Origin of the sequence: Pseudomonas sp. 18.1.10 (genome assembly GCF_024655625.1) — a bacterium.
In the GTDB taxonomy this organism is placed as follows: domain Bacteria; phylum Pseudomonadota; class Gammaproteobacteria; order Pseudomonadales; family Pseudomonadaceae; genus Aquipseudomonas.
The window spans coordinates 1-2622 of record NZ_JANLGL010000399.1; the positions used below are offsets into that span (position 1 = coordinate 1).

Below are 2622 nucleotides of genomic sequence, written 5' to 3' on the forward strand. Positions count from 1 at the left end.
GTGTATCAGTCACTGAATATTTGGCTGACACACCGCATTCGCGAGCAAGCCCGCTCCCACATTTGGTTCTGCGTTAACCTGACCCATATCACTCCCACTTCCAGAAATCCCGCCTAGACTTGTCAGTATTCCCACTCCGACAAGGCCGTCGCCCCATGATCTCCATGTCCTCCTTCCACGCCATGCTTATCCCGATCCTGATCGGCATGATAATGCTGGCCGTGGGCTTCAACTTTCGCGACAAGCCCCTTGGCGTGTTCGGCATGTGGATCGGCATGCTGCTGATCCTCGGCACCGTGGTGTACAAAATCCTCGCCAAACTGGCCGAATGACCCCTGCCCTCGTACACTCGGTCAACCCGTCGTGTTCAAGGTTGACCGCCTAGTGTTCTCCCGCCTGCTTGCCCTGCCCTGCTACCTGCTGATCGCCCTGCTCACCTTGCTGCCGCTCGCGCCTGCCCAAGCCGTGGGCCTGCCCGGCTTGCTGGGCAGCAACAATAAGGCCCAGCCCCAGGCCGAAGTGCCGCTGGGGCAGTCGCTGGACGAGGTAATCAAGACCCTGGAGAACGACCAGCAGCGCACCCAACTGCTGAGCGATCTGAAAAAACTGCGCGCTGCCACGCAAAAAGCCCAACCCGCCGCCGAAGAAGGCGTGCTGGGGTTGATCGGCGGCACGCTGGCCAATCTGGAAGCGCAGTTTTCCGGGGCCGACAGCCCGCTGGGGCGCTGGTCCGATGAATTCGATCAAGCCAAGGATGAGTTCCGCGCCCTGCTGCTGCCGGCCAACGAATGGCTGCCGATCATTTTCGGCTTTGCCTTGATCCTGGCGGTGTGGAGCCTGCTGGCCTACGCGCTGATCTGGCTCAGCCATCGCGTTCGCGAACGTTTCGGCCTGCCCGAAGAGCTGCCGCAACACCCGCGCACCTGGGACATGGTGCGCTTCGCCCTGCGCAAACTGGGGCCGTGGCTGATCGCCCTGGTCATCACGGTGTACCTGAGCTACGTGCTGCCGTCGTCCCTGGGCAAATCCCTGGCGATGGTGCTGGCGTATGCGCTGGTGGTCGGCACCTGTTTCTCGGCGATCTGCGTGATTGCGTTTTCGCTGCTCGACGGCCCGCACCGCCATCGCGCCCTGTATATCCTGCGCCACCAGGCCTTCCGCCCGCTGTGGTGGATCGGCAGCTTTGCCGCGTTCGGTGAAGCCTTGAGCGACCCGCGGCTGGTCCAGGCCCTGGGCCAGCACCTGTCCCACACGGCCGCCACCGTGGCCAATGTGATGGCGGCGTTGTCCACCGGCGTGTTTATCCTGCGTTTCCGCCGGCCGATTGCCCACCTGATCCGCAACCAGCCGCTGTCACGCCGCCTCACCCGCCGCGCCCTGAGCGACACCATCGAGATCATCGGTTCGTTCTGGTACATCCCGGCCTTGCTGCTGGTGGGCATCTCGCTGTTCGCCACCTTTGTCTCTGCCGGCGACACCAGCACCGCGTTGCGCCAATCCCTGTTGTGCACGGTGTTGCTGGTGCTGTGCATGGTCATCAACGGCCTGGTGCGGCGTCACGCGCTCAAGCCTCAACGGGGGCACAAGCGCCATGCGTTGTACTCCGAACGCCTGAAAAGCTTTGTCTACACCCTGGCCCACCTGGTGGTGTGGCTGGTGTTTATCGAACTGGGCCTGCGGGTGTGGGGCCTGTCGCTGATTCGCTTTACCGAAGGCGACGGCCATGAAATCAGCGTCAAGCTGTTCGGCCTGGCCGGCACGTTGCTGTTTGCGTGGCTGATCTGGATCCTCAGCGACACGGCGATCCACCACGCCCTCACCCGCTCGCGCAAAGGCCTGGCGAATGCGCGTGCGCAGACCATGATGCCGTTGATCCGCAACGTGCTGTTCGTGACCATCTTTATCATCGCCGCCATCGTCGCCCTGGCGAACATGGGCATGAACGTCACGCCGCTGCTGGCCGGTGCCGGTGTGATCGGCCTGGCCATCGGCTTTGGCGCACAATCGCTGGTGGCGGACCTGATTACCGGCCTGTTCATCATTATCGAAGACTCCCTGGCCATCGATGACTACGTGGATGTGGGCGGCCACCTCGGCACCGTCGAGGGCCTGACCATCCGTACCGTGCGCCTGCGCGATATCGACGGCATCGTGCACACCATCCCGTTCAGCGAAATCAAGAGCATCAAGAACTACTCGCGGGAGTTCGGCTACGCGATCTTCCGGGTGGCGATCCCGTACAACATGGAAATCGACGACGCCATCAAGCTGATGCGCGATGTCGGCCAGAAGATGCGCAACGACCCGCTGCAACGCCGCAATATCTGGTCGCCATTGGAGATCCAGGGGGTGGAGAGTTTCGAGTCGGGCAGCGCGATCCTGCGTGCACGGTTCAAGACGGCGCCGATCAAGCAGTGGGAAGTGTCGCGGGCGTTCAACCTGTCGCTCAAGCGCCATCTGGATGAGGCGGGGTTGGATCTGGCTACGCCGCGCTTGAGTGTGCAGGTGGTCACGGGGGCATCGGGCGGATTAGAGAAAGAAAAGAATACCTAGAAGGCAACACCGTCCCAATGTGGGAGCGGGCTTGTGTGGGAGCGGGCTTGCTCGCGAATGCGGTGGGTC

At 62.5% G+C, this 2622-nt stretch carries 2 protein-coding genes; both read left to right on the forward strand.

Features of this window, described 5'->3' with window-relative positions:
- The first annotated feature begins 155 nt into the window (after positions 1 to 155).
- Positions 156 to 332, forward strand: coding sequence for a hypothetical protein (locus tag NUV89_RS29080; RefSeq protein ID WP_010208820.1), 177 nt, complete (start codon positions 156 to 158; stop codon positions 330 to 332).
- Positions 333 to 384: 52 nt separating this feature from the next.
- Complete coding sequence (locus NUV89_RS29085; RefSeq protein ID WP_257784026.1) at positions 385 to 2553, forward strand: mechanosensitive ion channel family protein; 2169 nt, start codon at positions 385 to 387, stop codon at positions 2551 to 2553.
- Positions 2554 to 2622 lie beyond the last annotated feature (69 nt).